At 72.9% G+C, this 23,633-nt stretch carries 27 protein-coding genes; 15 read left to right on the forward strand and 12 right to left on the reverse strand.

Annotated features, from left to right (window positions below):
• Positions 1-16: 16 nt before the first annotated feature.
• Positions 17-619: a TetR/AcrR family transcriptional regulator gene (locus M4D82_RS02320; protein WP_249764397.1), complete on the reverse strand. Its 603-nt coding sequence runs from the start codon at positions 617-619 to the stop codon at positions 17-19.
• 96 nt (positions 620-715) lie between these two features.
• On the opposite strand from M4D82_RS02320, the gene M4D82_RS02325 reads away from it, so the two are divergent.
• Together M4D82_RS02325 and M4D82_RS02330 are read left to right on the forward strand one after the other, a co-directional pair.
• Positions 716-1,159: a nuclear transport factor 2 family protein gene (locus M4D82_RS02325; RefSeq protein WP_249764398.1), complete on the forward strand. Its 444-nt coding sequence runs from the start codon at positions 716-718 to the stop codon at positions 1,157-1,159.
• A complete protein-coding gene (locus tag M4D82_RS02330; protein ID WP_249764399.1) occupies positions 1,156-2,052 on the forward strand; it encodes an NmrA family NAD(P)-binding protein in 897 nt (298 codons plus the stop codon). Before M4D82_RS02325 ends, M4D82_RS02330 begins: the two co-directional genes overlap by 4 nt.
• On the opposite strand, the gene M4D82_RS02335 is transcribed toward M4D82_RS02330, so the two are convergent.
• Positions 2,031-2,891, reverse strand: a complete 861-nt coding sequence (locus M4D82_RS02335; RefSeq protein WP_249764400.1) for a LysR family transcriptional regulator — start codon at positions 2,889-2,891, stop codon at positions 2,031-2,033. The genes M4D82_RS02330 and M4D82_RS02335 overlap by 22 nt on opposite strands.
• 82 nt (positions 2,892-2,973) lie before the next feature.
• On the opposite strand from M4D82_RS02335, the gene M4D82_RS02340 reads away from it, so the two are divergent.
• On the forward strand, positions 2,974-3,903 hold the full coding sequence (locus M4D82_RS02340) for an MBL fold metallo-hydrolase (protein ID WP_249764401.1): 930 nt from the start codon (positions 2,974-2,976) through the stop codon (positions 3,901-3,903).
• A gap of 51 nt (positions 3,904-3,954) precedes the next feature.
• Here M4D82_RS02340 and M4D82_RS34235 read toward each other — a convergent pair whose 3' ends face one another.
• A complete protein-coding gene (locus M4D82_RS34235) occupies positions 3,955-4,323 on the reverse strand; it encodes an SbtR family transcriptional regulator (RefSeq protein WP_349637034.1) in 369 nt (122 codons plus the stop codon).
• Positions 4,324-4,396: 73 nt separating this feature from the next.
• Positions 4,397-5,770 (reverse strand): DUF3533 domain-containing protein, encoded by a 1,374-nt coding sequence (locus M4D82_RS02345; protein WP_249764402.1) that lies wholly within the window; start codon positions 5,768-5,770, stop codon positions 4,397-4,399.
• A gap of 133 nt (positions 5,771-5,903) precedes the next feature.
• On the opposite strand from M4D82_RS02345, the gene M4D82_RS02350 reads away from it, so the two are divergent.
• Positions 5,904-6,575, forward strand: coding sequence for a MerR family transcriptional regulator (locus M4D82_RS02350; protein ID WP_249764403.1), 672 nt, complete (start codon positions 5,904-5,906; stop codon positions 6,573-6,575).
• Positions 6,576-6,582: 7 nt separating this feature from the next.
• Here the strand turns inward: M4D82_RS02350 and M4D82_RS02355 are convergent, their stop codons facing one another.
• Entirely contained in the window at positions 6,583-7,674 is a 1,092-nt protein-coding gene (locus M4D82_RS02355) for a hypothetical protein (protein ID WP_249764404.1), read from the reverse strand.
• A gap of 168 nt (positions 7,675-7,842) precedes the next feature.
• On the opposite strand from M4D82_RS02355, the gene M4D82_RS02360 reads away from it, so the two are divergent.
• Complete coding sequence (locus tag M4D82_RS02360; RefSeq protein ID WP_349637035.1) at positions 7,843-8,319, forward strand: STAS domain-containing protein; 477 nt, start codon at positions 7,843-7,845, stop codon at positions 8,317-8,319.
• Between the two features lie 375 nt (positions 8,320-8,694).
• Here the strand turns inward: M4D82_RS02360 and M4D82_RS02365 are convergent, their stop codons facing one another.
• Positions 8,695-9,165 carry an ANTAR domain-containing protein gene (locus M4D82_RS02365; RefSeq protein ID WP_249764406.1) on the reverse strand — a complete coding sequence of 157 codons (471 nt, stop codon included), beginning with the start codon at positions 9,163-9,165 and terminating at the stop codon, positions 8,695-8,697.
• Between the two features lie 62 nt (positions 9,166-9,227).
• Positions 9,228-9,680 (reverse strand): hypothetical protein, encoded by a 453-nt coding sequence (locus tag M4D82_RS02370; protein ID WP_249764407.1) that lies wholly within the window; start codon positions 9,678-9,680, stop codon positions 9,228-9,230.
• Between the two features lie 548 nt (positions 9,681-10,228).
• On the opposite strand from M4D82_RS02370, the gene M4D82_RS02375 reads away from it, so the two are divergent.
• The 6 genes from M4D82_RS02375 to M4D82_RS02400 all read left to right on the forward strand — a co-directional run bounded on the left by M4D82_RS02375 (position 10,229) and on the right by M4D82_RS02400 (position 15,897).
• Positions 10,229-10,762, forward strand: a complete 534-nt coding sequence (locus M4D82_RS02375) for a hypothetical protein (protein ID WP_249764408.1) — start codon at positions 10,229-10,231, stop codon at positions 10,760-10,762.
• Positions 10,763-10,847: 85 nt separating this feature from the next.
• The gene (locus M4D82_RS02380) at positions 10,848-11,171 is read left to right on the forward strand and encodes a putative quinol monooxygenase (RefSeq protein ID WP_249764409.1); all 324 of its coding nucleotides are present in this window, start codon (positions 10,848-10,850) and stop codon (positions 11,169-11,171) included.
• A gap of 76 nt (positions 11,172-11,247) precedes the next feature.
• A complete protein-coding gene (locus tag M4D82_RS02385) occupies positions 11,248-12,087 on the forward strand; it encodes a class II glutamine amidotransferase (RefSeq protein WP_249771385.1) in 840 nt (279 codons plus the stop codon).
• 139 nt (positions 12,088-12,226) lie between these two features.
• Complete coding sequence (locus M4D82_RS02390; protein WP_249764410.1) at positions 12,227-13,627, forward strand: MFS transporter; 1,401 nt, start codon at positions 12,227-12,229, stop codon at positions 13,625-13,627.
• A gap of 72 nt (positions 13,628-13,699) precedes the next feature.
• On the forward strand, positions 13,700-14,497 hold the full coding sequence (locus M4D82_RS02395; protein WP_249764411.1) for a response regulator transcription factor: 798 nt from the start codon (positions 13,700-13,702) through the stop codon (positions 14,495-14,497).
• Positions 14,494-15,897, forward strand: a complete 1,404-nt coding sequence (locus M4D82_RS02400) for a HAMP domain-containing sensor histidine kinase (RefSeq protein WP_249764412.1) — start codon at positions 14,494-14,496, stop codon at positions 15,895-15,897. Before M4D82_RS02395 ends, M4D82_RS02400 begins: the two co-directional genes overlap by 4 nt.
• On the opposite strand, the gene M4D82_RS02405 is transcribed toward M4D82_RS02400, so the two are convergent.
• Entirely contained in the window at positions 15,876-16,850 is a 975-nt protein-coding gene (locus M4D82_RS02405) for a TAXI family TRAP transporter solute-binding subunit (RefSeq protein ID WP_249764413.1), read from the reverse strand. The two genes, M4D82_RS02400 and M4D82_RS02405, sit on opposite strands and share 22 nt — an antisense overlap.
• An 84-nt stretch (positions 16,851-16,934) precedes the next feature.
• On the reverse strand, positions 16,935-17,426 hold the full coding sequence (locus tag M4D82_RS02410; protein ID WP_249764414.1) for a flavin reductase family protein: 492 nt from the start codon (positions 17,424-17,426) through the stop codon (positions 16,935-16,937).
• 158 nt (positions 17,427-17,584) lie between these two features.
• Between M4D82_RS02410 and M4D82_RS02415 the strand changes: the two genes are divergently transcribed.
• Both M4D82_RS02415 and M4D82_RS02420 read left to right on the forward strand, forming a co-directional pair.
• Positions 17,585-18,178 carry an NAD(P)H-dependent oxidoreductase gene (locus M4D82_RS02415; protein ID WP_249764415.1) on the forward strand — a complete coding sequence of 198 codons (594 nt, stop codon included), beginning with the start codon at positions 17,585-17,587 and terminating at the stop codon, positions 18,176-18,178.
• Between the two features lie 63 nt (positions 18,179-18,241).
• Positions 18,242-18,847, forward strand: coding sequence for a GPP34 family phosphoprotein (locus M4D82_RS02420; RefSeq protein ID WP_249764416.1), 606 nt, complete (start codon positions 18,242-18,244; stop codon positions 18,845-18,847).
• A 26-nt stretch (positions 18,848-18,873) separates the two neighbouring features.
• Here the strand turns inward: M4D82_RS02420 and M4D82_RS02425 are convergent, their stop codons facing one another.
• Positions 18,874-19,104, reverse strand: coding sequence for a hypothetical protein (locus M4D82_RS02425; protein ID WP_249764417.1), 231 nt, complete (start codon positions 19,102-19,104; stop codon positions 18,874-18,876).
• 200 nt (positions 19,105-19,304) lie between these two features.
• On the opposite strand from M4D82_RS02425, the gene M4D82_RS02430 reads away from it, so the two are divergent.
• Positions 19,305-20,144, forward strand: coding sequence for a class I SAM-dependent methyltransferase (locus tag M4D82_RS02430; protein ID WP_249764418.1), 840 nt, complete (start codon positions 19,305-19,307; stop codon positions 20,142-20,144).
• A 35-nt stretch (positions 20,145-20,179) separates the two neighbouring features.
• Here the strand turns inward: M4D82_RS02430 and M4D82_RS02435 are convergent, their stop codons facing one another.
• Together M4D82_RS02435 and M4D82_RS02440 are read right to left on the reverse strand one after the other, a co-directional pair.
• Positions 20,180-21,091: an SDR family oxidoreductase gene (locus M4D82_RS02435; protein WP_249764419.1), complete on the reverse strand. Its 912-nt coding sequence runs from the start codon at positions 21,089-21,091 to the stop codon at positions 20,180-20,182.
• The gene (locus M4D82_RS02440; RefSeq protein WP_249764420.1) at positions 21,088-21,681 is read right to left on the reverse strand and encodes a TetR/AcrR family transcriptional regulator; all 594 of its coding nucleotides are present in this window, start codon (positions 21,679-21,681) and stop codon (positions 21,088-21,090) included. The genes M4D82_RS02435 and M4D82_RS02440 overlap by 4 nt, the downstream gene beginning before the upstream one ends.
• A gap of 408 nt (positions 21,682-22,089) precedes the next feature.
• Here M4D82_RS02440 and M4D82_RS02445 point away from each other — a divergent pair, with 408 nt between their 5' ends.
• Positions 22,090-23,631: a sensor histidine kinase gene (locus tag M4D82_RS02445; protein ID WP_249764421.1), complete on the forward strand. Its 1,542-nt coding sequence runs from the start codon at positions 22,090-22,092 to the stop codon at positions 23,629-23,631.
• Positions 23,632-23,633: the final 2 nt, after the last annotated feature.

Genomic DNA, 23,633 nt, shown 5'->3' on the forward strand with positions numbered 1-23,633 from the left:
GACGAGGACGCACCGGTCAGGCCTCGTGGTCGCGGCCGCCGAGCAGGGTGGTGGTGTACGCCGCCAGGTGGGCCCGTAGCGATGCGCGGGGGGTGGACCGCTCGCCCGTCAGGTAGCCGACCAGGTCGGCTCGGGTGGCGGCGAGGAGGGCGTGGGCGGTGAAGTCGGCTTCGTCCGCCAGGCCTGGGATGCGCCGTAGGAGGTCGCGGAGCAGGGTGTGCCAGCGCTCGTAGTGTTCCGTGCCGTACGGGCTGCTGCCCGCACCCGTGGCCTCCAGCGCCAGCGCGAGGTGGCGGTTGTCGAGCTTGAAGCACAGGACCGCGTCGAGCAGGGCCGGTAGGCGTTCCAGCGGGGCGGCCGTGGGCCCCAGGGGCGGGGGGCCCTGTTCGATCGCTTCCCTGAGCGGTTCGAGCCGCGCCTCGTACAGCGCGCGGATCAGCCCGGTCCGATCGCCGAAGGCCCGGAAGAGCGTCGCCTTGCCGACGCCGGCCTCCGCCGCGATGTCGGCCATCGTCACTTCCTCGGGGCTCGCGCACCGGGTGAAGAGGGCGTCCGCGGCGGCGAACACGGCCGCCCGGTTGCGGACGGCGTCCTTGCGCGGCTTGCGTTCCTCGGGCATGGACCCACTCCTCCTGTTGCAATCCGGACCGGCGGTCCGTATCTTCGTCCGGGAGAAGCGGACCGCTGGTCCGCATCCTACGGGACGGAGATCCCCATGCCCACGACCACCTCACCGGCGGCGGACCTCTACCGCCACAGCCTGCGCCTGCTCCTCGACAAGGACATCGCCTCATGGGTCGCCCTGTGGGACGAGCACGGCGTGATGGAGTTCCCCTTCGCTCCCCCGGGCCGGCCCGGACGGCTGGAAGGACGGGAGGCCGTCGCCGCCTACATGCGCGACTATCCCGACCACATCGACCTGCACGACTTCCCCGACCTGACGATCCACCAGACCACCGACCCGGCGACCCTCGTGGTGGAAATGCGCGGGGTGGGGCGCGTGGTCGCGACCGGCGGCCCCTTCGACATGGTCTACATCGCCGTCGTGACCGTACGCGACGGACGGTTCACCTCCTACCGCGACCACTGGAACCCCCTGGCCCTCCACGAGCCCGGCCTGGACTTCACCCCGGATGCCACGAGGAGCAGCGCCCGATGAACGCCACCGACACCACAGGCACCGCCGGCACCACCCTCGTCATCGGCGCCACCGGCACCACCGGCAGCCGCACCACCGCCCGACTGGTCGCCGCCGGTCGGCGCGTGAAGGCCGGCAGCCGGCGGGGCACCGCCCTCCCGGGCGCCGAGCCGGTCCGCTTCGACTGGTACGACCCCGCCGGCCACGCCGGCGCCCTCGCCGGAGTCGACCGCGTCTACCTCGTCCCGCCCGTCGGTGACCCGGACCCGGCCGCCGTCATGCTGCCCTTCCTCCGGCAGGCCCGCGCCGGCGGCGTACGCCGGGCCGTACTGCTCAGTTCCTCGGCCATCCCCGAGGGCGGCCCGGCGGTGGGTGTGGTGCACCGGGCGCTGCCCGACCTGTTCGACGAGTGGGCGGTGCTGCGGCCGTCCTGGTTCATGCAGAACTTCACCGGCGCGCACGCCCACGCCGACGGCATTCGCACCGAAGGCGTCATCCGGACCGCGGCCGGCCAGGGCCGGGTCGGGTTCGTCGACGCCGACGACATCGCCGCCGTCGCCGTACGGGCCCTCACCGACGACCCCGCGCCCCGAACCGACCTGATCCTGACGGGACCGCGGGCGCTGAGCCACGACGACATCGCCGCGCTCCTCACCGACGTCACCGGCCGCCCCGTGGTCCACCACCACCTCACCCCCGACGCCCTGCGCGACCGTCTCGCCGCGGTGATCCCCCTGGAGTTCGCCACGATGCTGGCCGCCATGGACCGTGCCATCTCCGAGGGCACCGAGGACCGCACCACCGACACCGTCCGACGCCTCACCGGCCGCCCGCCGAACGACTTCCGGACGGTGGCCGCACGGGAGTTGTCCGCCACCGCCCGGTCAGCCGCTCAGCACGAGCAGTCGCGGTAGGCGGTCGTCGCGATCCGGGCGAACGACCGGACGAGCGGGTTCGCGTCCCCCGCCTTCCACGCCACCACGACGCGGCTCGGCGCCATGCCGATCACCGGTACCACCGCAAGGCCCTCGGGGGGCCGATGCCCGAGCGGGGCCATCCCGACGGTGCCGTTCCAGAGCACGGCCTGCAGGCATTCCTGGACGGCGCGGACCACGGGTCCCTCGCGCGCTCGGCCGCCGTGCCAGTACGACTGCCAGATCGGGTCCGTGCCGGCCGGGAACCGGAACCAGGGTCGATCGGCCAGGTCGGCCGGCCTCACGTGGTCGCGGCGGGCCAGGCGGTCGTCGGCGCGCAGCACGACGCCCACCGGGTCTGCGCGCAGTTCGCGCACCGTGAGCCCGGTCTCGTCGAACGGGGCGCGCGTCAGGGCGACGTCGACCAGTCCGGCGCGCAACCCGCAGGTCGGATCCGTCAGGTCGGTCTCGCGGACGCGGACCTCGACGTCCGGGTGCCGCCGGCGGTACGCGGCGGCCAGTCGCGTGGCGCCCGAGTCGGAGGTGTCGCCGAGGATACCCACGGTGAGGGTCGCGGCCCCGGCCGCCACCGCCACACGGACGCGGGCCCGTTCGACGCGGTCCAGCAGGCCGCGCGCCTCGTCCAGCAGCGCCTCACCGGCCGGGGTGAGGGTGACGCCGACGGCGGAGCGGTGCAGCAGGACGACGCCGAGGTCGGTCTCCAGCCGCTTGATCGCCCGGCTCAGGGGTGGCTGGCTCATGTGCAGACGGGCGGCGGCCCGGCCGACGTGGCGTTCCTCGGCGACGGCCACGAAGTAGCGGAGGGTTCGCAGCTCCATGACCGGCGACGATACCCGGACGGTATCGACCCCACCGGATCGGTCTTGGACGGCGGTGGTGTGCGGCCGGTGCAATCGGAGCATGACCGACGAACAGGTTCCCGAGGGGACAGCAGACCTGACTCCCGACCGGATCCCCGACCCCGCCGTGCGGATTTCCGGCGCCCGCGACATCGCCCACGACCTGCTGGTGATCCCGAACCAAGGGGTCGCACTGGTACCCAACATCGGCGTCATGGGCGGCACTCGGGCCGTTCTCGTCGTGGAAACCGGCATGGGCACCGCCAACGCCGAGCAGGTCCTCGGCGTCGCGACCGAGTTGGCGAGGGGCCGCCGGGTGTACGTGACCACGACGCACTTCCACCCCGAGCACGCCTTCGGCGCCCACGTGTTCGCCGGCGAAGCCACCTACCTGGTCAACCGCGCGCAGGCGGACGACCTGAGGGCGAAGGGGCCGGGCTACCTGGAGATGTTCCGCGGCTTCGGCGGCTCGATCGCCCGCCGCCTCGACGGCGTACGGGTGCCCACCCCGGACGTGGTCTACGACGGCGGGTACGACCTGGACCTCGGCGGCCGGACCGTACGGCTGCGGCCCACCGGCCGTGGCCACACGAAAGGCGACCAGGTGGTCGAGGTACCGGACGCCGGCGTGCTGTTCACGGGTGATCTGGCCGAGACCGGGCAGTTCGCCATCTTCCCGTGGTTCCCGCCGCACGACACGGACGTGTCCGGCGTGCGATGGCTGGACGTGATCGACCGACTGGCCGCCGGCCGCCCCCGGGTGGTGGTCCCCGGCCACGGCGAGATCGGCGGCCCGCGGGTCCTGACCGACGTACGCGACTACCTGCGCGAGTTGCGCGACGAGACCTGGCGGCGGCGCGACGCGGCGATGGGCGAGGCCGAGATCGTCGCCGAGGTACGGGCACTGCTGGTCGAGCGGCATCCGGAGTGGGGCGGTCGGGAGTGGATCGAGCCCGGGGTCGGGTGCCTGTGCGCCGAGCACCCCGCATGACCCGGGGCCGGGGCTGGGGTCTCGGTGAGGTGGGCGGGCGCGCGGGGCGCGTCACGCGTGCGGTGGTGTGTCCCGCAGACCGCCGAGCAGCGTCGCCAGGTAGCGGTGCGCGGTGTCGATCCGGTCGGCGGGAGCGCCGCCGTGGGCCTGCACGGCGTACGCGAGGCCGCACATGAGCGGGACGAGGCCGCCCGAGGCCGGGTCCGGGCGGACCGCCCCGGCCTCGCGTGCCCGGTCGAGGAGCCTGGCGTCCGTCGACCACAGCGCTTCTTGAGCTCCGTGGTGCGCGGCAGGGCGTCGGCGGCGGCCGCGGCTACCGGGGCCAGGGAGGCGTCGGTGACCTGCGCCTCGACGGTGCGGGGCAGGAAGGCCTCCAGCCCGCGCCAGGGATCGGCGTCGGAGAGGGCACGGGATGGCCAACCCGGACCGCCGTCCCCATCGCCCTGTGAAGGGGCGGGACGGCGGTCCGTGCGGCCGTGCCTGTCAGGCCGTGTCAGCCCGTGGCGGGTGCGGCGGTCTCGGCCGCCTCGTCGGATGCGACCGACTCGGTCTCCGCCTCCGGCTTCGGCTTCGGCTCGCCGTCGGGGTGCGGGATGCGGTGCATGCCCCGGCGGTCGTAGATCCGGGCGACCGTGAAGCCGAAGAGCAGGGCGGCCGGCAGCGCGACGCCCAGCGACACCCAGGCGCGGGCCAGGCCCGCGTCGGCCTGGGCTCCGTAGTAGAGCAGGGAGCGCATGCCCTCGGTGATCTGGCGCAGCGGCTCGAACTCCGCGAGGGCCCGGAAGAACTCGGGCAGTGCCTGGAGGGGCACGGTGGCGCCGGAGGAGGGGACGGCCATCGCGATGAAGACGATGGTGGCCACCAGCATGCCGGGCGTGCCGAAGGCGGCGAAGAGGGCCAGGCCGCCGATGCCGACGACGGCGATGGTGGCGACCGAGTAGAGCCACAGGAGGCCGAGGTGGTCGGCGTCCATGTCGAGGATGCCGACGGTGGCGACCTCGACCAGGGTGCCCATGACCAGGGACAGGCCGAGCATGAGGCCGATGCCGATGGCCAGGGTGCGGACGCGGCTGGTGTGCTGGACGGGCTCGCGCTTGCGGACGGGGCCGTAGTCGGCGTGCAGGTAGCCGAGCGCGGTGTCGACCTGGGAGTTGACGAGGTTGGCGCCGAGCAGACCGCAGACGACCAGGACCAGCGCGTAGTAGAAGGCGCTCAGGCCCATGGCACTGCGGGAGCCGACGGGGTGGCCGTCGGCGACGGTCACGGTCACCGGGTCGGCCAGTTTCAGCTGCGCGGCCGCCGGGAGCGGGGTCTGCTGCGCGCCGGCCCGCTTCAGGAGGTCCTGGCCGATCTGAGCGGAGGCCGCGTGGGCGGCCTTCTGCGCGGCCTGGGAGGACATGGAGGAGCCGATGCTGCCGGCGGCCTGGTTGGTCAGCACGGTCAGGGTCGGCGCGGCGGCCTTGCCCTGCGCCGCGGGCTGCCCGGCGGGCGGCGCGGCGGTGAGCGCGTTCACCGTGGCGGTGAATTCCTTGGGGATGACCAGCGCGCCGAAGACCTTGCCCTTGCCCAGCCGCTTGTCGGCCTCCTCACGACTGACGACCTGCCAATCGATGCTCTTGTCGCCCTCGGCGGCCTTGCGGACGCCCTCGACGACCTGCTCGCCCAGGTTGACGCGGCGACCGCCCACGTCGGCGCCGCTGTCGCCGTTGACCAGAGCCACGGGCAGATCGCGCAGGTTGCCCTTCGGATTGACGTTTCCGCCGACGTAGAGCAGGGCGAACAGGATCGACACCACGGCGGCGATGAGTCCCGTCACGATCCACAGCTTGGGTCGGCGGAGCACGGAGGGGGGCGTGGGATGAGGCATCGACTCTCCGGTGCGGCAGCGTTCGAGTAGTTGGATACTGAAGGTATCCAGCTACTGGATAGTGGCAGTATCTTGTTGTGGTGTCCAATCGCCGATGACGGTTACCGGGACGCGCGACCATCAGGGAAGCCGTATGAAGATCTCGGAACTCAGCCGGCGGACCGGCGTGCCGGTCGCCAGCATCAAGTACTTCCGGCGGCAAGGCCTGTTGCCCGCGGGGCGGGCGACCGCCGCGACCCTGGCCGAGTACGGGGAGGAGCACGCGGACCGGCTGCGGCTGATCAAGGCGCTGACCACGCTCGGCGGCCTCTCGATCGCCGCCACCCGCGACGTGCTCGGGGCCGTCGACCAGGCCGACACCGTCGAGGGCGCCCTCGGAGCGCTCAGCTACTCCCTCCCGGTACCGATCGCGGCCCAGCCCGCCGCGGGCCCCGAGGAGGAGGCCGAGGCCGACGCGGCCGCCGGCGCCGAGGTGGCGGAGCTGCTCACGACCCTGGACTGGCAGGCGCCGGGCAGCTCACCGCACGTCCAGGGGCTGACGGCCGCGCTCAAGGAGCTGCGGCGCCTCGACGCGGGGTACGCCCCGGGCGAGCTCGCCGCCTACGCGCGGCACGCCGAGTCGGTGGCCCGGCTGGACCTGGAACGCGCGGCCGGACTCGACGATCCGGTGGCCCTGGCCGAGCGGGCGGTCATCGTGTTCGCGATCTGCGCCCCGGTCTTCGAGCTGCTACGCCGCCTCGCCCAGGAAGACCAGGTCCGACGCCGCATCGCCTCCGCGGCCATCGAACCCGCCGGCCCGTCCTAGCCTTCCCTCACAGGGACCAGACGTGCAGCACGCCGCACGTCGGGGACGCCGTGAACCAGGTCCCGTCGCCAAGGGCTTGGGGAAGGCCGGACACGGGGACGGGGTAGGTGAGCCGGCAGGCCGGGCGCGTCCCGGTCAGGTCGACCAGCCAGTGCCGGCCCGCGCCGAACTCCTCGTCGCTTTCGACGGTCCCGACGACCGCCGTGTCCTCGTCGATGAGCCCGCCCAGGTAGTCGAAGAAGACCTCGGCGTCTTCATCGTCCGGGTCCGCTCCGGGATGCGCGGGCAGTACGTCGGCACGCAGTTCGGCTTCCGTCGCCCCGTCGGCGACCCGCTGGACGGCCAGCGTGTTCTGGTCGTGCGTCACGGTCAGCAGCCGGTCACCGGACGGGCTCACCGCCAGGAGTACCAGGTCCTCGTCCCGGAAGCGGTCGACGGTGAGCACCCGGCCGTCCCAGCGACCCCACCGGAGCGGAGAGCCGTCCTGTCCTTCCCCGACACTCAGCCCCATCTGACGCGGGTCGGGGTGCGGGACGTGCTCCGAGCCGGAGGCCGCCGTGCCCGTCTCCACCCGCGCGAGCACCGTGCCGACGGTGGCGTCGATGACCAACCACTCCTCGGCCCCGCCGACGCCCGGGGCGGGGCCCCGATCCGTCGCCAGGGGCCCGCGGACATGAGCCCACACGAGGGCACCGTCCGCCGAGAACCCCACCGAACCACTGCTCCCGTACCGGTGGTCGCGCTCGCCCCCGTACTCGGCGAAGTCCTCGTGCCCGGCGCAGCCGGCCCAGCAGCGGTGCCTGATTTCCCACCGCACCGCACCGGCGCGGTCCACGGACCGGAGGGCGTGAGCCCCCGCGAAAACCGCCAGGTCGCCGGCCGGCGCCACCGCGTACGTGCCGAACCGGCGCGGCCAAGGCGCCGGAAACCGTAGCTCCGCGCCGCCGGCCTCGGCCGGCTCCCGTACGACGACTTCCTCGTCCCCGCGCTGGAGCATCCGCCACCCGCCGGGCCGAGCCTCCAGGCAAGGGGCGTCGTCGGCACCGGAGAACGGAAGGGGTGCCGCGAGGGTGGTGACGAGACGAGCCGACGCGATCACGAATTCTCCGGAACGAGGAAGGTCAGTGCGGGGAAGGACATGGCGCGGCCACCCTAAGGCGGCAGGCGGACGCTTGCCGGGGTGGGGTCGGTGGGGCGAGAATCAGGGGGATGCTCCCCGGCGTTTCGGGGCCCCGGCTGGATCATCTCGATGTCGCGAGGTGAAGCCATGGAAACCGCCTTCCGTATCACGGTGAGGCACTACGGTCCGACCGTGTACCTGGCACCCGTCGGTGAACTCGATGTCGATGGCGGGACCGCCTTCGATCAGGTCCTCGACGCGGTCGACGACGGTGTCACCGTGGTGGTGTGCGACATGCAGCGCGTTCCGTTCCTGGACGTCTGCGGCCTGCGCTCCCTGGTCACCTTGGCCGAGTACCTGGAAGACCGGGGCGTGGCGCTGTTCTTCTTCAACTGGCAGGACGAGCCGCTGCGGCTGGTGGATCTCATCGATGAGCTGGACCGCCCGTACGGCGGCTCGTCGTCCACGCGGCCGGCCGCGACGGCCGCGCTGCGGCGTGGTCTCGGTGCGCAGACGCGGGCGGGCCGAGCTCGCGGTGCCCGCACGGCCCGGGGTGGCGGCGTGCCGGCCGGTGCGGTGGCCGACCTCCGGCGCAGGCAGAGCCGGTTCCGTTCGCCCGGCTGACCTCGGCGGGGCGTTTCCGCATCGGTCGTCGCCTCGGTCGACGCTCGCCAGGACGGCTTGCGGGCTCAGCGGGCGCCGGACGAGCTGTTCGGCGGCGGCCGTGGGGCGTTCGCCGCGTGCCGACGCCCCTGGAACATCTCGGTCGTCTCGACGCCGCGTCCATGCCGGTGAGGCGGACGCTGTGGTCGATCAGCCGCCGGAGCAGGACCATGGGGTCGACGTCGTCGGCCGTGATGTCGGTGAGGCTGACGAACGCCTCGGTGATGTGGTGTTCGCGGGTCAGGCCGGTCACCGGTTTCCGTCCCGTGGTCCTACCTCGGGCGGGCCTACTCATGGAGTCTGACCCTCCCGGGATGACGTCGCGAGCCGCCTGCGTCACGGTCTGTCCGTGACGCAGGCGTGGGCCCTCAAGCGGGCCAAGGCGTCCTCGGGGCCGACCCCGAGATGCACCATGATCATTCCAGTGGCCTGGTGGACCTCCTCGTGATCGGTCTCGGCGCCGTCCAGCCAGCCGCCGGGGTGCGCGTCGCCCTGCTCCCCCTGCGCGTACAGGGCGAGCAGGGCGAGGGTGATCGCGTCGGCGGCGGGGAAGGCGAAGGCCTGGTCCCGCTCCGACAGGGGTCCAGGGGTGTCGCGATACAGGTCCAGGGTTCCGATGGCGATTCCCGCGCTGCCCAGGGGCAGGGAGAACAGGGCCCGGACCCCGAGTACGACGGCCTGCTCGGCGAAGACCGGCCACCGGAGCGCGTCCTGCCCGCCCGTCAGGTCCGCCGCGAGTATCGGGGCCGCCGGCGCCAGCGCGCTGCGGCACGGGCCGTCGCCCAGCGTGTACTGGGCCTCGGCCACGCGGCCCGCAGCGAGCCCTCTCTCACCCGGGCCGCCCGAGGTTGCCGCGCCCGGCCGGTGTCTCAGGGCCCCGAACAGGGATGGGTGCCGTGGCGGGCGCGCCGGATGCCGTCGGCCCGCTCCCTCAGCTCGCGCCGGACCATCAGCAGCCGCGCCACGGCCACGGCCACGGGGTCGTCAGGTTCGGCGTCGTGGCCGGGGCCGGGGTCGGCGACGGTCGCGGCGGGTCCGTACGGGAGGCGGGAGAAGGGCACGGCTCCGCGCGTGCCGCCGTAGAGCACCGCGACGAAGACCGCGCGTGCGCGGGCCCAGTCCCGTACGACGACCAGCCCCTCCGCCCCGGAGCCGTCGGCGTGGTCGAGATCGAGTACGAGGCAGTCGGTACGGGGCGGCAGGACGGCCGGCACGTCGACGACGGTGGGCGCGCCGCCACGAGCCGGTGGGCGCCTGGCCAGGCAGAAGGTGAGCACGGCGAGCGTGCCGTAGAGCTGGGCCTGAACGGTGTACGGCTTCATCGGGCTACCCCACATCGGGGTCGCAGCCCTGGTCGCCCGGCCGGCGGTCGGGCAATCCGGAGCACGGCCACGCGGGCCGTGCATCAGTCCGGCGTTCAAAGCCGCGCGGGCACGATCCGCATGCCCGGCCCGCCTCGGCAGGCGGCGGGTCGGCGAAACCTCACAGCGACGGAACCAGGCTGGTCCATCCCTCCCACCATCCCACATCGCGGGTGCCGCGGATCGTCTGGTGCCCGGCCAATCGGCGGGAGGGTCCTGTAGGTCCTGCCGCCATTCGGGGCCAGGCTCGCCCCCCTCGCGGGTGACTTGTCGGACCGGTGTACGGACGGCGGGCTCGGGACGTGCGACGTTCGGCCGTGACAGGAAGCGGACGCGGCCTCCGGCGACAACGCCGGCACCTGCCCGGCTCGGCTCGGCTTGGACCAGTGCCCGACCGGTGTCCGACCGGTGTCGGCCCGGCGCGGCGGACCGCGACCGCTTCGATTCGCTGACGCGGGCCCACCCGCCCACCGGGGGCGGCCGGCTCGCGCTGACGGAAGAAGGACCACATGACGAAGTTCGCCTGGGCGGCACGGGGCGCTGCGGCGGCATCGGTCGCCCTGCTCGCCGGGACGCTCGTGGCCCCGTCCGCGGCCGCGCACGCGGGCCCCGACCCCAAGGCGCCGGCCAACACCTCGACGGCTCCCAAGAAACAAGCGCCGACGACGGACAAGGCCGAGGGCGACCGTTGCGAGACGAGCCGTGACGTGAGCTCCGCCGTGGTGGACTACGGCGCGTCTCCCCTGTTCGAGACGGTGTTCCGCTCCGCCACCAACCGGCAGGGCAACGCCTTCCTCAACGACAGCCGCAACCCCGGCGTCTGGATCAACCTCGGGCTGGTCCCCGGTGCCCCCAAGTGCGTCTTCGACACCAGTGTCGCGGTGACGGAGGAGAACCCGGGGCACCTGTTCATCACCCTGCTCGGCCACGACGGCGTCCTGTACCAGGCCCGTTGCACCACCTCCACCACCCCGTTCACCCCCTCCAACCTCGCCGCCGCCTGCACTCCGGGCTTCAGCGGCATCTCCGGCACCCCGGTCTGAGCCGTCTGAGCCGCCCTTGCCTGAACGGGGGCCACGGCCGGGCACCCCGACCCGGCCGTGGCCCACCCGTGCCTACAATGATCGAATGATCTTCATTGTGGTGAAATTCCCCGTCAAGCCGGAATACGTCGACCAGTGGCCCGAGAAGGTCGCCCCGTTCACCCGCGCCACCCGCGCCGAACCCGGGAACCTGTGGTTCGAGTGGTCCCGCAGCCTGGAGGAGCCGGACACCTACGTCCTGGTCGAGGCCTTCCAGGACGACGCGGCGGAGGCGCACGTCACCTCCGAGCACTTCCGCGCCGCGCTGGAGACCATGCGGCCGCTGGTCACCCGTACGCCCGAGATCGTCAGCACCACCATCGAGGGCGCGACCGGCTGGAGCCGCATGGGCGAGCTCCAGGTCGACTGAGCGGTCCTGCCCGGGGCGGTCGACGGGGGGTTAGCCTCGAAGATGCCATGGCGTAGCCATGAAGGAGATGGTGCTCATGTGCCGCTGGCTGGCCTTCCACGGCTCCCCCGTGCTGCTCGACACGCTGCTCTACCGCCCGGAACACTCCTTGATCAACCAGAGCCTCCGCGCCCGGATGGGCCTGGAGGCCACCAACGGTGACGGGTTCGGTGTCGGCTGGTACAGCGCGGAAGGCGACGGCACTCCGGCGGTGTTCCGGGACGTCGGCCCCGCGTGGAACAACCAGAACCTGCGGGAGCTGGCGGCGCACGTGCGCTCCCCGCTGTTCCTCGCGCACGTCCGCGCCTCCACGGGCTCGGCGGTCCAGCAGACCAACTGCCACCCGTTCCGTCACGGCCGCTGGCTGTGGATGCACAACGGAGCCATCGCGGACTTCCCCCGGTTGCAGCGGGACCTGTGCATGGCGGTCGACCCGGCGCTCTTCCCCTGCATGGAGGGGTCCACGGACTCGGAGGTGATGTTCTACCTCGCGGTGACCTTCGGCCTCGATCAGGACGTGCCGGGCGCGGTGGGCCGCATGGTCGGCTTCGTGGAGCAGCTCGGCAAGGTCCACGGCGTGCCCGAACCGCTCCAGATGACCGTCGCCGTCAGCGACGGGAAGAGCCTGTGGGCCTTCCGGTACTCCAGCCAGGGAAAGTCCCGCACCCTCTTCTACAGCAGCAAGGCGGAAACGGTTCGTCACCTCTATCCGGAGCTCGACTACCTGCGCCACGTCTCCGACTCCACCCGCATCGTCGTCTCGGAACCCCTCGGAGACCTGCCGGGCATCTGGAACGAGCTGCCGGAGGCGAGTTACGCCGTCATCCCGGCCGTCTCCGACGCCGACTACCTGCCGTTCATCCCGAGCCTGCCGTGAGGGCGCCGTTTCTTAACGCGACGTAAGATCTCCGGGCCGCGCGTTGTCCGCCGGCGCCGGCGGGCGCATGCTCTGGGCACTCCCCCACTGTCGGGGGCCCTCCCCCCTCCCCTGCCGGGGACCTTCCTCCGGAGTCGCCATGCCCGCGTCCGCCGCCGTGCCCGCCCCACCGGTCCCCGAGGAGGAGCGCAAGAAGCGCCGGCTCGCCCTGATCGGCGGGTCGCTCGGCAACCTCGTCGAGTGGTACGACTGGTTCGTCTACGCCAGCTTCGCGATCTACTTCGCCGACTCCTTCTTCCCCGGCGACAACCCGACCACGCAGCTGATGAACACGGCGGGCATCTTCGCCGTCGGCTTCCTCATGCGCCCCGTCGGCGGGTGGGTGCTCGGACGCGCCGCCGACCGGCACGGGCGCAAGAGCGCGCTCACGCTCACCGTCACCATGATGTCCGTGGCGGCCCTGCTGATCGCCATCGCCCCGACCTACGGGCAGGCCGGCTACTTCGGCGCCCTGGTGCTGCTGTTGGCACGTCTGCTCCAGGGGATGAGCATCGGCGGCGAGTACGCCGCCAGCGCCACCTACCTCACCGAGGCGTCGGCCCGCGATCGGCGCGGGCTGGGCTCGTCGTTCCAGTACGTGTCGATGACCTGCGGGCAGCTCCTGGGCCTGGGCATCCTGATCACGATGCAACACACGCTCACCACCGACCAGTTGGAGAGCTGGGGTTGGCGGATCCCCTTCCTCCTCGGCGCGTTGTTCGCGGTGGTGGTCTTCTGGATCCGACGCCGACTCCAGGAGACCGACGCCTTCAAGGAGGAGACGTCGGGGGACGCCGACGACGACAGCGCGCGCGGCACGCTCAAGGTGCTGTGGCAGCACCGGCGTCAGGCGGGGCTCGTCATGGCGCTCACCCTCGGCGGAACCGTGGCGTACTACACGTACACCACCTACCTCACCAAGTACCTGGTCGGCAGCGCGGGCATGGCGAAGACCACCGCCACCCTGGTCAGCTTCACCGCGCTGGCCGTCTTCGCCGTGCTCCAGCCCTTCGCCGGAATGCTGTCCGACCGGATCGGCCGGCGGCCCCTGCTGATCACGTTCGCGGTGGGCTGCACCGTAGGGACGTATCCGATCATGACCGCGCTCGGGTCGGCGTCCTCGTACTGGTCGGCGCTGGGGCTCTCGCTGCTCGCCCTGGTCATCGTCACCGGCTACACCTCCATCAACGCGGCGGTCAAGGCCGAGCTGTTCCCGACCCGGGTGCGGGCGCTCGGCGTGGCGCTGCCCTACGCGATCGCCAACGCCCTGTTCGGGGGCACGGCGGAGTACGTCGCGCTGTGGTTCAAGAGCAGTGGCCACGAGAAGGTGTTCTTCTGGTACGTGTCCGGATGTGCGCTGATCTCGCTGGTGACCTACGTGCTCATGCCCGACACCCGCAACGCCGCGCTCAGCCGCGCCGAGCTGGAGGCCGACGCGCGGGCCGGCGGGGACACGGAACCCGGGGAGGGCCGGGAGCGGCAGGTGGAGGCGGCCCGCTGACGGCGCCACCGGAGCCCCGGTGCCGGCGTAAGCTGCCGCACCGGGGCACCAAGGGCGCGAGGAGGACCGGCTGTGCACGCGCTGCTCGTCGAGGACGACGACCGAATGGCCCAGGCCCTCGGCACCGCCCTCGCCCAGCGGGGACACACCGTACGCCGGGTCGGCCGGGCCCTGGACGCCCTGCTGCACCTGCGGGAAGCCGAGTTCGTCCTGCTGGACCTCGGCCTGCCCGACCTGGACGGACTGCAATTGCTGCGGCGGCTGCGCACCGTCTGTGACGCGCCGCTGATCGTGGTGACCGCGCGGTGCGAGGAGCGCGACATCGTGCAGGGGCTGCGGGCGGGCGCCGACGACTACGTCGTCAAACCGTTCCGGATGGCCGAGTTGATGGCCCGCGTCGACACCGTACGCCGTCGCACCGCCCGGCGCTCCGGCGGTCCGGGCGGCGACGGTGGTCCGGACGCCGGCGCCGGGGACGGCCGGCGGCGGACCGTACGCAGCGGGGACGTCGAGGTGGACCCGGCGGGTCGTACGGTGACCGTGGCCGGCTGCGAAGTACGACTCACGCGGCGCGAGTTCGACGTCCTGGCCTTCCTGGCCGCCCGCCCGGACGAGGCGCACTCCCGGGAGGAGATCCTCGACCGGATCTGGGGGGACGCCTTCCTCGGCAGCTCCCGCTCCCTGGACGTCCACGTGGCGGGCATCCGCGCCAAGACCGGCCGCCCCGGGCTCGTGCGTACGGTGCGTGGCTTCGGCTATCGGCTGGGCCGCCCGGCGGCGCCGGGCGACGGCACGGACGGCGCGGACGGTGCGCACGGCGCGGACGGCACGGACGGCGTGGGGCCCGGCGAGGCGGGCCGCACGCGGTGAGGCGCAGGCTCCTCACCGTGCTGCTGGTCCTCATGGGTACCGCGACCCTGCTCTTGTGCGTGCCGCTGGGCGACGCCTACGCGCGCGGACGGACGGAGCACCTGCTGCTGCAACGGCGCTCGGAGGCCGTGCGGTTCGCGGATCTGGCCGAGCGGATGCGCACCGAGGCGGACCGTGCGGAGCTGTCCCGCGAGATCGATCGGTACGCGCAGTTGTACGGGGCCTCGGTGGCCGTGGTCGACACGGCGGGCGACACGCTCGTGCGGGCCGGCGCCGCCGACTCGGCAGGCGAGGCCGGCATGGCCGAGGCCCAGGGCCGTGCGCTCACCGGACGCTCCACCGACCGGCTGCCGACGATCCGTCCCTGGGGGCCGCGCAGTGTCGTCGTGGCCGAACCGGTGGGCCGGGACGAGCGGGTGAGCGGTGCGGTGCTGATGACCCTGCCCACGAGCGCGGCCCGGCGGGACGTGACGCTGCGCTGGGGGTTGCTCTCCGTCGCCGCGTTCGCCGCGTTCGCGGCGGCCGCGCTGGTCGCGGTGGGGATCGCGCGCTGGCTGCTGCGTCCCGTGCTCGATCTCGACCGGGCGGTGGAGAGGCTGGCGGCGGGCAGCTTCGGGGCGCGTGCGGACGCCGATTCGGGGCCGCCCGAACTGCGGCGGCTGCGCAGGCACTTCAACGCCATGGCGCAGGCCGTGGCCGAATCCGACGGGCGCCGGCGCGACTTCGTCGCCGATGCCTCCCACCAGCTCCGCAACCCGCTGGCCACGCTGGTGTTGCGGATGGAGAACGTCGAACGGTACGTCGCCCCCGGGCCCGGCAGGGCCGAGCACGCCGGCGCCCTGGACGAGGCGGAGCGCCTGGAGGAGCTGCTCGACGGGCTGCTCGTCCTCGCGCGGGTGGAATCGGCCCCGGCGGAACTGCGTGAGCAGGACGTCACGCGGGCGGTTCGGGAGCGGGTGGCGGCCTGGGGCCCGGTGTTCCAGGACGCGGGGCTGGAGTTGACGGCCGACGAGCTCCCGGAGCGGCTGGTCGTGCGCGCGCTCCCGGATGCCGTGGGGCGCGTCCTGGACGCCCTCCTCGACAACGCGGTGAAGTTCGTGCCGCCCGGCGGCGGCGTCGAGGTGCGCGTGTCGCGCGGTGTCCGCGGTGAGGCGCTCGTACGCGTCTCGGACGACGGGCCCGGCGTGGCGCCGGACCAACTTCCCCTGCTGTTACGGCGCTTCGCGCGCGCCCCCGAGCACCAGAACGTGCGCGGCAGCGGCCTCGGGCTGGCCATCGCCGAGGAGATCGCCCGGGTCGGCGGGGGCGGGCTGGAGGCGCGCGCGAACGAGCCGCACGGGCTGGTCGTGGAACTGCGCCTGCCGGTCGTGCGGGGGTTTCAGCCGTACACCGAGCGGTAGTGGGCGGCGGCGCCCGGGTGCAGGGGAACCCGCCCGGTCGAGATGGCGAACCGGGGCTCCAGCCGGGCGCCCGCCGTGACCTCGCGCAACAGGTCCCGCCACTGGTCGAACACCACACGCAGCAGGTCGCGGATGATGTCCGGCGGTACGTCGGCGCGGGCCAGGAGGTAGTTGCCGACGCCGATGGTGGCGACGGGCGCGGACAGCCCGTACACCCCGGCGGGCAGGGTGACCGCCGTGTAGACGGGCCCGTATCGCTCCCGGAGCGGGTCGACGCGGGCGTCCAACGGCAGGAATCGCAGCGGGCGTTCGCGGGCCAGCTCGGCGAGGGCCGGTGTGGGGACGCCACCGGACCAGAAGAGCGCGTCCACGGCGCCGTCGCGCAGGGCGCCCACCGACTCGGCCAGCCCCAGGGCCCGCTCCCCCGGCGCCTCGACGCCGCTCCCGGCCGGCGCGGCGGCCCGTAGGACCCGGCCCGCCACCACCTGGACGCCCGAGCCGGGCGCGCCGACGGCCACGGCACGGCCCGCGAGGTCGCCGACGTCGTGCACGGGGCCGTCGGCGGGGACGAGGAGGTGCGTGTAGTTGACGTAGACGCGGGCCAGGGCCGTCATGGTGGTGACCGGCCCGGTGAACGACTCGCGTCCCAGGGTCGCGTCCTCCGCCACGTCCGCCATGGACAGGGCGAGTTCGACGGTGCCCTCGTGCAGCCGGCGCAGGTTGTCCACGCTCGCCGCGGTGGTCACGGGCACCAGCCGCGGGCCCCGGCCGCTCGCGGCGACGGCCCGTGCCAGGGCCTTGCCGAACGCGTTGTACGGCCCGCCCTCCGGGCCGGTGGCCAGCCGCAGCCGCCGCTCCGGAGCGGAGCCGCCCGTACACCCGCCCAAGGTCGCGGCGAGCGCCGCGACCCCGGCGCCCAACACCCTTCGTCGGCCCATCCCCGCGCTGCTCATCGCGCCACCTTAGGGGGTGTCGGGGCCCGGCCCGCCGACCACGACCAGGTCGAAGGCGTCCACGAACCGGCGCCGCCGCCCGAGTCAGGCAGGGTGTCCGGGGTCGATCCGCTTGACGTCGCTGTAGCGCAGCAGGGCGGGAGCGGTGCGCGGTGGGGGGGAGACCTCGGTGGGGGCGAGGAGGAAGCCCTCGTGGTCGCCTCCGTCGATCCGTGTCTCGATCCGGCCGACGAACCAGGCGCGGGCGTCGGCCAACAGGGGGCTGCCGTCGGCGCTCGGTCGCCAGTCGATCCGGGCGAACTTGTCCACCTCGTCGCCCGTCTCGCCGCCGAACAGCTCGGCCACCGAGCGCCGGTCGCGGTCGAGTACGTGCACGGCGAGGTGCGAGGCGCCACGGGCGACGCGATAGGTGTGGTTGACCTTGGAGAGCCACACCGTGAACCGCGGTGGCCGGATCGAACACTGCGAGGCGAAGCCCACCAGGCAGCCGGACCGCTCGCCCCCGGCCGCGACGGTGACCACGTACACGGGCCCGTCGAGGAGTTCGGCGAACGCGTCGAGTTCCGTCTCGGTCACAACCGCTCCCTGCCTGATCCGCTCGTGCGTCACGCTCGCGAGGTCGCGCGGGCGCCTACCCCGGTCATCGGCGCGCAACCGCGACGACATGAGCCGCGCCGGCAGTCGGCCGTCCCGGATGCGTACACTCCCACGCAGCTTCTACAGGGGGACGAACAATGCGTACCGGGGTCTATCTCGCACACCCACGTCCGGGCAGCTTCAACCACGCCGTGTTCGAGGCCGTGGTGGAGGAATTGCGCGGCCGCGGTTGCCATGTGCTCGCGCACGATCTCTGCGCCGAAGGGTTCACACCCTCATCCGCCGCCGCCGAGACGCGGACGGTCCAACCGGCCGGGGTGGCCGTCGACCCGCAGGTGGCTCTGCACCAGGCCGAAGTGGCCACCCTCGACACCTTGGTGTTCATCCACCCGAACTGGTGGGGCATGCCGCCCGCCGTGCTCACGGGCTGGGTGCAGCGCGTACTGGCGCCCGGTGTGGCGTACAAGCTCGAATCCGCGCAGGGCGAGCCCGCCGGGCTGCTGAAGGCCGGCCGGGCCCTGGTCCTGAACACCTCGGACACTCCGGCGGACCGCGAGGAGAGCGAATTCGGGGATCCGTTGGACCGCATCTGGTCGGCCTGCGTCCTGCCGTACGTCGGGGTCACCGACGTACGCCGGGTCGTCTTCCGTACGGTCACCGATTCGACCGACGCAACGCGTGCGTCCTGGCTGCGCCAGGCGCGTGAGCACGCCGCGGCACTGCTGGCCTGACTCCGAGCGCGGGGCGGGGGCGATACTGATCGTGACAGTCGATGTCTCCGAGGGGAGCCGTTCATGACCACGGCGAAAGACCTGTTCATCATCGCCATGGACCCGCGACAGCGGCGCTCCGTGGGGCAGGGCGACCTGTCACTCGCGCTCGCGGCAGCCGAGCTGATCGACCTCATCGACGCACACGCCATCACCGTGGACGGCGACCGCATCGTACCGGGCGAGCCGGCGGCGCCGGCCGATCGGCTCCTCGGTGAGGCGGCGACCGCCCTCACTCGGCAGGCGCCCTACGAGCGGATCGAGGACTGGCTGTGGCGCCGGGGCCGTGACCTCTCGGCGGCGTACCAGACCGCCCTGGAGGAGGACGGTGAACTGACGCGCAAGCGCGGCGGTCGCTCGCCGTTCGGGGCCGAGCGCGTGGAACCGGTCGACACCCCCGCCCGCCGTCGGGCCGTCGAGCGCCGGGAGGGACAGGAGCCCGTCCTCGCCGCGCTCGCCTCGGTCGTCGGCATCGACGGCGAACGAACCGAGGACGATCCCGGCCTCGACGACGACTCGGTGACGACCGTGCTGGCCGTCGCCCACGACGCGGTGATGGAGCTGGAGGCCGTACGCCAGCGGCGATCCATCGAGAACGCGGCCTTCGCCAACATCTGGCGCGGCCCGTGACTCGCCCGCCCGTTCGCTGACCTGGATCAGATGATGTGGATGCGCTCCAGAGCGCCTTCGGTGTCACGGATCATCAGGTCGTGACCCTTGGCCCGCTCCTGCTCGATGAAACCGAGCAGGAGAACGGCCCGGTTGATGACGTCGGACTTGCTGACGCCGCTCGCCGCGACGAGCTCGGAGACGATGGTCACGGCGGGCGGGCAGAGCGTCACCGAGTAGCGCTCCGTGTCGGGGTGCGGAGGCAGCTGCTGAACCATGGCGATTTCCTTTCAACGAGGTGATGACCGCACCACAGTTGCACGGTTCTGGTGCGGAAGCGATTCATTTACACACCAGCCGCGCGACCGCGCGCAGCACGGCGCAGCGTCGGGGCTGCCGGCCCGGGCGCGCGGGTCGGGACGGGGGGACCTAGGCTCGGACAGTCGACCGTAACGGCGTAAAGGCGGAGGAATCCGACATGACCGAGGCGAGCGAAGCAGCCCGAGCCGACCACGCCCTCAAGGCGAAGCACCGTGCCATGTGGGCGCTGGGCGACTATCCCTCCGTGGCGTCGCACGTCATCCCGGAGCTGGGTGGCCTGCTGGTACGCGAGTGCGGCGTCCAGCGCGGGGACCGCGTGCTCGACGTCGCCGCCGGCGCGGGCAACGCGGCCATCCCGGCCGCCCTCCTCGGCGCCGACGTCGTGGCCTGCGACCTCACCCCCGAGCTTCTGGAGGTCGGACGCCACCTCGCGACGGGGCGCGGGGCGCGGCTGGACTGGAGGGAGGCGGACGCCGAGGCCCTGCCCTTCGCGGAGGGCGAGTTCGACACGGTGATGTCCTGCGTCGGCGTCATGTTCGCCCCGCACCACCAGCGGGCCGCCGACGAGCTGGTCCGGGTCTGCCGCCCCGGCGGCACCATCGGACTGATCAACTGGACCCCCGAAGGGTTCATCGGGCAGATGTTCACCACCATGCGCCCGTACGCGCCCCCGCCACCGCCCGGCGCCCAGCCGCCCCCGCTGTGGGGCGACCCGGAGCACGTGCACACCCTGCTCGGGGACCGGGTCACCGACGTGGACGCCCGCCGGCAGACGCTGCGCGTCGACCGGTTCGCCCGGCCGGAGGACTTCCGCGAGTTCTTCAAGACCTGCTACGGGCCGACCATCGCCACGTACCGCGCCATCGCCGACGATCCCGAACGGGTGAACGCCCTCGACTCCGCCCTCGCGGACCTGGCCGCCCGGCACCTGGCCGACGGGGTCATGGAGTGGGAATACCTGCTGCTCACGGCGCACCGGACCGGGACCGACAGGTAAGGAGGCGTAAGGAGGCGGCTACCCCGTTCGAGGAGTCACAGGGGGTCGCCGAGTGGCCCGTGCTCCTCTTCCAGGTCGCGCGCCCAGTGGGCGGCGAAGTCCGGCTGCGTGCCGTCCGCGTCGGTGAACCCGTATTCCCGGTACAGGCCCCACGTGGCGAGGGCCCTGCCGGTCTTGGCCATGACGTGGCGGTCGGCGGCCAGGGCGGCGACGGCCCGACCCAGGTAGGCGGGCGATTCGGAGTGGGCGAAGCTCGGGTCCCGCTCCGCGCCTCGGGTCCACGTGGCCTCGGTGACGCCGAAATGCTCCAGCAGGGCCTCCGAGCGCAGGAAGCCGGGGGATATCGCCACGGCGGCGACACCGTGCGGCTTCAGCTCGGCCGCCTGGCCGACCGCGAGACGGATCACGGCGGACTTCGCCAGGTCGTAGAAGAACGAGCCCCGGTACCGGGCGGTGTTGCCGTCGGTGACCTCCACGACCAGGCCGCTGTTGCGCGCGACCATCAGCGGCAGCGCGAACCGGCTGGTGATCACGTGGGTCTCCACCGCCTGCCGCAGCAGCCGGAGCCCGGTCTCCAGGTCCTGCTCCCACAGGGGGTGTTCCCAGTCGGTCAACGGGTCGCCTCCCCAGACGCAGTTGACGAGGACGTCGAGCCGCCCGTCCTGCTCCGCCGCGATCCGCTCGACCAAGGCCCGGACCTCCTCGGGACTGCTGTGGTCGGTACGGACCGGGATGCCGAGGCCGCCCGCGGCGGTGACCCGTCGGGCGCTGTCCTCGATGGTTTCCGGACGGTCGAGGTCGGAGCGCCCGGCGGCGCTGCTGCGGCCGGTGACGTAGACCGTCGCGCCGGCCGCGCCCAACTCGACGGCGATGCCCCGGCCGCCGCCCCGGGTGCCACCGGCGACCAGGGCCACCTTTCCGGTCAGGGGACGTATGTCGGTCGTCATGATTGCTCCTCGATGTGTGGGGCGAGTACGGCGTCGAGTTCCCGGCGGAGCCGCTGGTCGAGGGCGCCCTGCCGGTCGAGCGCCCACGTCAGGCCCGCCCCGGCGGTGATCGCCTGGACGGTGGCGGCCAGTGCCGTGATGTCGGTTCCGGCGCGTAGCTCCCCCGTGGCGGCGGCCTCCGACAGCAGTTCCTCGATCGCCTGCCCGTGGGCTTGGTGGACGGCGAGGGCGCGCTCGTGGAGCTGCGGGTCGACGAGGTCGGCGCAGAGGAAGGCCAGGTGGTGGGCGTAGCTCTCCGGTGTGGCCATCACGGCCGCCGATTCCGTGGTCAGGGCGGCGACGGCCGCCAGCGCGGAGGAGTGCGATCGACGCACGCGTCCGGCCGTCTCGTGCGCGTCCTTCACGGACTGGTCGGCGAGTGCGAGGAGCAGTCCGTGCTTGGACCCGAACCGCTGCACGAGCGTGCCCGGTACGAGTCCCACCTCGCGGGCCACGGCGGCCAGCGTGAGCCCCGGGGGCCCCACCCGGCCCATGACCCGGGCCGCGGCCCGCAGGATCACCAGATCATCGACCCCTCGGGGACGTCCCACGGTCGCCACCCCTCTCGCTCCCGCTCGTTAATAAATGGCTGTTCATTTATTAAACCGCACCACGGAGGACGGCGGCAAGTGCGCGGAGCTCGTGACGCTCGGCGACAACGTCAAGGCACCACAAGGACGCTGACGCAACCCCCACCCTCGGGAACGACCGAAATCATTCGGGAAATGCGTTCGATTTCCCGAAGGTGCGGGCAAGTCGACAGGCCTGTCACCTCGGCTTTGAAACACGCGAACGAATAGCCGCGCGTTCAACGGGATTGACGCGGTCGACCTCTTGGCGCGTATGCGATCCTCCGGTCCGATGAACTCCGACGGAATTGCCCGTGAGCGGGTTTGGGCGCCGTTATGCTCCCGCCGACCGGTCATAAGATCGCCTCTTTCGACGCTTCGAGGAACTTGATGGCGCAACAAGAGTCCCCACCAGAATCGGCCCGGCCCCGGCCGGGAATAGACTGGACGCTGCCCGTGATCGCGGTCGTGGCCGCGGCCTGCCTGGCCGGAGCCCTCGTCTCCGCCGCCGGCGAGGCGCGCACCGTCTGGATCGCCGTCGGCGGCGCCTGTACGGCCGCCGCGCTCCTGGAAGCCGTGCGGCGAGGCCGCTCGGCGGCCTCCCGCGATGCCGAGATCGCCTCCTACCGGCACGCCCTGCTCCGGCAGGAACAGGAGGTCGTACGCCTGGCCGAGGTAGTGCTCGGCGAGGCGATCGATCGGCTGCGCCGGGGCGAGTTGCCCGAGGAGGTGCTCAACTCCCTGGGCGGGCGCGGCGGCGCCGGCCACCGCTGGGGCGACGACCCGGCCGTCACCCACCGCTTCAGGGTGGCGCTGCAAGGGGTCCTGGCCCGTGTCGTCGACGCCGTCGACAACGAGGAGGGCCTGCGCGACTCGGCGCAGCGCGCCTTCGTCAACATCTCCCGCCGCGTGCAGGCGATCGTCCACCAACAGGCGCAGGAGCTGCGCGACATGGAGGACCGACACGGCCGCAATCCGGCCGTGTTCGGCGACCTGCTGCGCCTGGACCACGGCACCGCCCTGGTCGGCCGGCTCGCCGACTCCATCTCCGTTCTGGGCGGGGCCCGTCCGGGCCGCCAGTGGAGCAGGTCCGTCACCCTGTACAGCGTGTTGCGCGGCGCGATGTCGCGGATCCTGGACTACCAGCGCGTGGACCTGCATTCGGTCGCGCAGGTCGCCGTCATCGGGCCCCTCGTCGAGCCGCTGATCCACGCCATCGCCGAACTGCTGGACAACGCCACCCGCTACTCGCCGCCCCACACCCGGGTCCATCTGACGGCCGTCGAGGTGCAGTCGGGCATCGCCGTGGAGATCGAGGACGGCGGTCTGGGCATGAGCGAGGAGGCCCACCGGCGGGCCGAGCGGATGCTCGCGCAGGCGCAGCACGGCATCGACCTGAACGACATCGGCGAAACGCCCCGGCTCGGTCTCGCGGTGGTCGGTCGCCTCGCGCAGTCGTACGCGCTCCAGGTGTCGTTGCGTTCGTCCGCGTACGGCGGTGTCCGCGCCGTGGTCATCGTCCCGCAGCACCTGGTCACGACGGCCGCCGCGGCGACGGGCCTGGCGCACGGCATCGGGTCTTCCTCCGGTCCGCGGGCCGCCCCCGCCGCGCGCGAACACCCCGCCGAGCGGCCCGCGGCGGCGGTCGTGCCCCGCCCGGCGCCGGCGCCCCGGGCGGGACGGGACGCGGCCGACGAGGAGGAGGAGATCACCTCGGTCGTCGGGATCACCGCCACCGGTCTGCCTCAGCGGCGCCGGAAGAGCCGCGCCGTCTCCGCCGACGCCTTCCCGCTGGACGGGCCGCCGGCTTCAGGGACGCAGAAGGGCCCCGGCATGTGGCTGGAGGCCTTCCACAGCGGGCTCTCCGGTGCCTCCGGTCAGGACGGCGAGGACACCGGGGACACGTCGGGCACAGCGATCAAAGGGACGTAAGC

The sequence above is a fragment of the Streptomyces sp. RerS4 genome (assembly GCF_023515955.1).
Lineage (GTDB): Bacteria > Actinomycetota > Actinomycetes > Streptomycetales > Streptomycetaceae > Streptomyces.